Source organism: Lentzea indica, assembly GCF_012184385.1.
Lineage (GTDB): Bacteria > Actinomycetota > Actinomycetes > Mycobacteriales > Pseudonocardiaceae > Lentzea > Lentzea indica.
In genome coordinates, this window is sequence record NZ_VSRL01000372.1 from 1 (window position 1) to 6,675 (window position 6,675).

At 67.5% G+C, this 6,675-nt stretch carries 3 protein-coding genes and 1 pseudogene; 1 reads left to right on the top strand and 3 read right to left on the bottom strand.

The annotated features are described in order from the left end of the window. Nucleotides 1–269 precede the first annotated feature (269 nt). Nucleotides 270–2,840 (bottom strand): annotated as a pseudogene (gene secA, locus FXN61_RS46095) (preprotein translocase subunit SecA); the annotation flags it as partial. A gap of 361 nt (nucleotides 2,841–3,201) precedes the next feature. Further along, the gene (gene hpf / locus FXN61_RS46100; protein WP_167980133.1) at nucleotides 3,202–3,870 is read right to left on the bottom strand and encodes a ribosome hibernation-promoting factor, HPF/YfiA family; all 669 of its coding nucleotides are present in this window, start codon (nucleotides 3,868–3,870) and stop codon (nucleotides 3,202–3,204) included. Between the two features lie 959 nt (nucleotides 3,871–4,829). Between hpf and FXN61_RS46105 the strand changes: the two genes are divergently transcribed. Beyond that, a complete protein-coding gene (locus FXN61_RS46105) occupies nucleotides 4,830–5,447 on the top strand; it encodes a ComF family protein (protein ID WP_167980134.1) in 618 nt (205 codons plus the stop codon). Between the two features lie 31 nt (nucleotides 5,448–5,478). Here FXN61_RS46105 and FXN61_RS46110 read toward each other — a convergent pair. Then, a partial coding sequence (locus tag FXN61_RS46110) for an LpqB family beta-propeller domain-containing protein (RefSeq protein ID WP_223165872.1) occupies nucleotides 5,479–6,675 on the bottom strand: 1,197 nt, incomplete at its 5' end.

Consider the following 6,675-nt stretch of genomic DNA (forward strand, 5'->3'; position numbering starts at 1 on the left):
GACTCGCCGTGCTGGTCGACGCCGCCGTCCTCGGTCGGGCCGCTGTAGGTCAGGCTCTGCTGACCGGGACCGCCGAGGCCCTTGCCGCGCAGAGCGGGCGGGATGGCGTTGCCACTGGCCAACTGGGCCATCGCCGGTCCGGCGGGGGCCTGAGCCTGCTGCTGGGCCTGCTGCTGAGCGGCGGCCGCGGCGCGAGCGCGGGCACGGGCACCGCCCTGCGTCTGCGGGAGGGCCTGCGGGGCCGCGCTCAGGGTCACGGGGACCTCGGGCTCGGCCGGCTCCGGTTCAGCGGCTTCGACCTGGAGGTTGAAGAGGAACCCGACGGTTTCCTCCCTCAACGCGTCGAGCATCGCGTTGAACATCTCGAAGCCCTCGCGCTGGTACTCGATGAGGGGATCGCGCTGCGCCATGGCGCGCAGGCCGATGCCCTCCTTCAAGTAGTCCATTTCGTACAGGTGCTCGCGCCATTTGCGGTCCAGGACGGACAGCAGGACGCGACGCTCCAGCTCACGGGTCGCACCTTCGCCGACGCGGCTGTCGATGTCGGCCTCGCGGTCGCGGTAGGCCTGCAACGCGTCCTCGACGAGAAGATCACGCAGGTACTCGCGCGTGACGTCCTCATCGGACTCGAGGAGCTCCTTCGAGTCCAGCGACACCGGGTAGAGGGTCTTGAGCGCGGTCCAGAGCTTGTCGAGGTCCCAGTCCTCGGCGTAGCCGTCGGCGGTGGCGCCGTTGACGTACTCCTCGACGACGCTCTGGATCATGTGCTCGACCTGTTCCTTCAGGTCTTCGCCCGCGAGGACGCGGCGCCGCTCCGCGTAGATCACCGTGCGCTGGCGGTTCATGACCTCGTCGTACTTGAGGACGTTCTTGCGGATCTCGAAGTTCTGCTGCTCGACCTGGGTCTGCGCGCTGCGGATGGCGCGGGTGACCATCTTGTGCTCGATCGGCACGTCGTCCGGCACGTTCAGGCGCGTCATCACCATCTCGACCATGGACGCGTTGAAGCGGCGCATCAGCTCGTCCTGCAGAGACAGGTAGAAGCGCGACTCACCGGGGTCGCCCTGACGGCCGGTACGACCGCGGAGCTGGTTGTCGATGCGGCGCGACTCGTGGCGCTCGGTGCCGAGCACGTAGAGGCCACCGGCCTCGCGAACCTCGTCCGCCTCGGCCTTGCCCAGGGTCGTGAGCTCCTCGACGACCTTGGCCCACTCGGCCTCGTACTCCTCCGGCGTCTCCACCGGGTCGAGGCCGCGGTCGCGCAGCTCGTGGTCGGCGATGATGTCGGGGTTGCCGCCCAGCACGATGTCCGTACCGCGACCGGCCATGTTCGTGGCGACCGTGACGGCACCCTTGCGGCCGGCCTTCGCGATGATCAGCGCCTCGCGGTCGTGGTGCTTCGCGTTCAGCACCTCGTGCGGGATGCCCTTGCGCACCAGCAGCTTCGACAGGTACTCCGAGCGCTCGACGCTCGTCGTGCCGATCAGGACCGGCTGGCCCTTCTCGTGCTTCTCGGCGATGTCGTCGGCGACGGCGTCGAACTTCGCCTCCTCGCTCTTGTAGACGAGGTCGGGCTGGTCGGTGCGCTGCGGCGGGCGGTTCGTCGGGATCGGGACGACGCCCAGCTTGTAGGTCTGGTGGAACTCGGCCGCCTCGGTCTCGGCGGTACCGGTCATGCCGCCGAGCTTCTCGTAGAGACGGAAGTAGTTCTGCAGGGTGATCGTGGCGAGAGTCTGGTTCTCCGCCTTGATCTCCACGTTCTCCTTGGCCTCGATGGCCTGGTGCATGCCCTCGTTGTAGCGACGACCGGCGAGCACACGACCCGTGAACTCGTCGACGATCATGACTTCACCGTTGCGGAGGATGTAGTCCTTGTCGCGGTTGTAGAGCTCCTTCGCCTTGAGGGCGTTGTTCAGGTAGCCCACCAACGGCGTGTTCGCGGCCTCGTACAGGTTGTCGATGCCGAGCTGGTCCTCGATGTACTCCACACCGAGCTCGGTGACGGCGACAGTGCGCTTCTTCTCGTCGTACTGGTAGTGGTACGACTTCGACTTCTCCTCGATGACCTCGATGCGTTCCTTCTGCGAGAGCTGCGTGACGTCGATGCCGCGCATGCGCGGGACGAGCCGCGCGAACTCCGTGTACCACCGCGCCGACTGCTCGGCGGGGCCGGAGATGATCAGCGGCGTGCGGGCCTCGTCGATGAGGATCGAGTCGACCTCGTCGACGATCGCGAAGTAGTGGCCGCGCTGCACCAACTCGTCCAGGCTCCACGCCATGTTGTCGCGCAGGTAGTCGAAGCCGAACTCGTTGTTCGTGCCGTAGGTGATGTCCGAGTTGTACGCCGCGCGGCGCTGCTCGGGCGTCATCTCGGAAAGGATCGCGCCGACGGAGAGGCCGAGGAAGCGGTGCACGCGGCCCATCCAGTCCGCGTCGCGCTTGGCCAGGTAGTCGTTCGTGGTGATGACGTGGACGCCCTTGCCTGCGATGGCGTTGAGATACACGGGCATGACCGAGGTCAGCGTCTTGCCCTCACCGGTGCGCATCTCGGCGATCTGGCCGAGGTGCAGCGCGGCGCCGCCCATCATCTGCACGTCGTAGGGGCGCTGACCCAGGGTCCGCCTCGCGGCCTCGCGGGCGACGGCGAACGCCTCCGGCAGCAGCTCGTCGAGCGACTCGCCACCGGCGAAGCGCTCCTTGAACTCCTCGGTTTTGGCGCGCAGCTCGGCGTCGGAGAGGTCGACCACATCGTCTTCGAGGTGGTTGATGTGCTGTGCGATGTTGCGGAGGCGCTTGAGCATCTTGCCCTCGCCGGAGCGGAGCAGTCGGGACAGCACCATCTGGATAGACCTCATCACCTGTATCGCGGCGCGCCCACGTCGGACGCCTTTCCCCTGCCCATCGTAGGCAAGTCGCCAAGATGTGTGCACAGACACAGGCCGATTGGTACCACTGACCTGGTATGCGCAGGTCAGGTGCCGTTTCTGCGATCTTCCGCAGGCCGCCTGCCGCCGGTGCCCCCACCTCGGCTACTGGTGTGGAGAACGCATGAGGACCGCGCAAAGGTTCCTGGTCCGGCCGAATTCACCTTCACGGTGAACATTCGGGCGCCGAATCGGCCGGGAGGCGGTAGACGCACGCCGCCGCCCCGCACGCGAGGGGTGCGGGGCGGCGGCGGTTGAAGGAACTGGGGTTACCGCGTCAGGCCAGCCTGATCACGCCGTAGTCGAATCCCTTCCGGCGATAGACGACGCTCGGGCGCCCGCTGTCGGTGTCGGCGAACAGGTAGAAGTCGTGTCCGACCAGTTCCATCTCGTAGAGGGCCTGGTCGACGGTCATCGGTTTGGCGGCGTGCTCCTTTTCGCGTACGACGCGTCCGGGCAACTTGTCGTCGAGGCCGTCGTCCCAACGCTGCGCGGGCACTTCCGCCATGCCCTCGTAGTCGGCCTCGGGTGCGTCGAGCACCGCGGTCTTCGCGCGGCGCGACGTCATGCTCTCGCCTGCGGAGGGGATGTCTCCCAGTCCGCTTGTCGCTTCCGCCACCGAGATCGGGGCGCGGGCCCCGTGGTGGACTCGCCTGCGGTCGTGCGACCGACGCAGACGGTTCTCGAGCTTCGCGACCGCAGAATCGAGCGCGGCGTAGAAGTCACCCGCGCAGGCTTCGGAACGGACCACGGGTCCACGTCCCTTGCCGGTGATTTCGACCCGCTGGCAGTTCTTCGACTGTCGGCGGTTCGGCTCGTGGAAAAGCTCCACGTCGAAGCGGATGACCTTGCGGTCGTAGCGCTCAAGCCGGGCCAGCTTTTCGGCGACGTGAACCCTGTAGTGATCGGGCACCTCGACGTTGCGGCCCTTAACGACGATGTCCATACACGACCTCCCTCGCTTTGCTGCGAGCTATGGCTGGACTGATTTCAGGCGCCGTGGCGATCTTGGATCGCGGATGTGTCGCAGAGGGTCGTCCTCGGCGTGTCTCACGGCGCCAGGGTCATGGGCTGTTCGCCTCCTCCCCGCGGGCCGGGAACGCTGATAGCGGTGCACGTTAGCTTGGGATTCACCGTCGCGTAAGCCCCCTTGCCGGGGGAACGCGCAGATTTTTTGGTGACTACGCAGCGCGACGACAGCGCGTTGCGAGTCGTGTCCCGAGCGTGCCACCAACCCAGCTCACCGGCACCTCGCTCACCCGTACGGCGCAGACCATGACCGGCACTCGACGGCAGCCTCACTGCGTCGAACGGGTCCAGTCGCGGCCTCATACCCAGCCAACGGGCGACCCGCGCGTCATGTTCCCGAAACCTCGAAGAGATCGATTCCGATGCGCGAAGCGGCACCGGACGGCACTTCTTGCAACAGAACTGATCGGTGCCGATGACCGATCACGACCCAGTCACGCCCGGCTGAACGGCAGATTTCGCCCATTGACGGACAAGTCCGTTGATCACCATCAGCGCCGTCCGTGTGGGCATTCCAATGAATAAGCGCTGGTCAGATCCGCATGTGAATAAACGTTAACCGGGACCTGGCGCTCCGAGCCGCGGTCCGGTCCTCTGGGGGTGTGCGGCTGGTGCCCGGCGCGACTCGCGTCAGGGTGTCCAACGTGTGGACGCCTCAGTTCTGAAACGTCCCCTCAACAGACGCTGGGACAAACGGGTCGAAACGAGTTACCGGATCTTGGGACGTGGTCACAGAACTCGCGCCGACCTGGGGTTGCACGTCCGGGATGGACGTTGCGGTGATCGACAACGCAACAGGAACTTCACCCTTGTGGGCGGGGCCGAAAGACCCGTCGACCGCGATTTCTTGTCAGACCCCGCCGCCATCCTGATGTCATGACCGCACTCGACCTGCTCCTGCCCGCCACCTGCGCCGGCTGCGGCCGCCGCGGCTCCGCCTGCTGTGCCACGTGCTTCGACTGCTTCGGGCCGCCGGCACGACTCCAGGTTCCCGGTGTGGGGCCGCCTGTGTGGACGCTGGCCGCCTATCACGGTGTGGCAAGGGAACTCGTGCTCGGCTTCAAGGAACGCGGCGCACGAGCGCTGGCGGCGTGGTTCGGCGCCTTCGTCGCAGCGGCACTGATCACGATCGGCCCGCCGCCCTGGACGCTCATCACCGCACCCTCACGCCGAAGCGCCGCCCGGAGCCGCGGCGGCGACCACATGCTGAGAATCGCGCGGGCCGCCGAAATCGCGTCCGTCGCGCCGGTGCTTCGGTTCGCATCCGGTGTGGCCGATTCCGTGGGCCTGAGCGCCGGGGCGCGTCGGCGGAACCTCGAGGGCCGGGTCGAGGTTTGCGGCAGACCTCCGCCGGGCACCACCGTGTTGCTGGACGACGTGATCACCACGGGCGCTACGGCGTCGGCGTGCATCCGGGCGTTGCGCGGTGCCGGGTTACGCACTCACGCCGTGCTCGTGCTGACGTCGGCCCGGCCTCATCGGCCTGGGCAGTAGGCGAGCGCGGGCTGACCTCAGCCCGGCCCGATCAGCCCGGGTAGAAGACCAGCGAGCCCGACGAAACCCGGATTCCGCTCGACCGCCACACGTCGGTGATGTCCGACGCCGACCACAGCCCCGAGGAGTCGATCACCTGCACCTGACGCGCGGGCGCCGCCGCCACCGAACCCACCGGCACGGTGAGGTTCGACTGGCTGTAGCGGTCGACCTTGTACCCGTCCGTGTAGACCCTGGTGACCGGCAACGAGGGCAGTGAGGAGGAAACGACCAGCACGTCCTGGGAGAGCCAGTCGATCGACTGCACGGCCGCCCCCAGCGTGGAGGGCTGCAGCTGCCGGGGTGCGCGCAGCGCCACGTCCTGGTCGTTGCGCACCACGGACGCGACGTAGAGCTTCCCGGCGATCACCAGGGCCGCGCGGGTGCCGTCACGCGAGAGGCGCAGTTCGCTGATCGGACCGAACGGCGTGATGTCGGTGATGTTGACGCCCTTGGCCGTCCAGCTGCCGTTGTCGGAACGGGTGACGCGGGCGACGGACGTGCCGTCGTGCGCTGTCCAGACCTCGGAGCCCGGTTCCTTCGGTCCGCTGGAGAGCAGCCAGGTCGGTCGCGAAAGCGTGGTCGCGCGGAGGTCCACTTCGGACAGTTCCTGCTCGAGTTCCCCCACGCGCAACCGCATTCCGCCGCCCGACCGGGACACCACGGCCAGACGTGAGCCGTCGAGCGACTGGGCCGCGCTCACCGCGCCGTACGTGCCGGCGCCCGCGGGGCCCTTGATCGGGTTGCCGTCGGTGAGCGAGCGGATCGACCCGTCCACCACGAGCATTCCCTGGAGGTTCGCGTTCAGCGCCAGCAACGCCTCGCCCGCGGTCGCCGACACGTCGGACGGCCGGTAGTCGCGCTGGTCCTGCAGGATCTGCTGGCCGTCGACGAGAACGCGCACGCGCGACGTGGTGACGCCGGAGTACGACTTCACGACCTGCGCCACGATCTGCTTGCTCTTCTCGGGTGTCAGGTCCTTGCCCACCCTGGTGAGATTGACCTCGAGCGCCCCGTCGTCGGCCTCCTTCGTCTCCGAGAAGACGTCGGTGTCCGGGCCGAGCGCGCTCTTGAGCGTGTCGCGCACCGTGTCACCGGGGCCTTTGATCAGCAGCTCCGTGACCCGCGTGGGAATGCTCGTCGCCGGCGGGATGACGACGTAACGCGGATCCGGCACCAGCACCGTGAA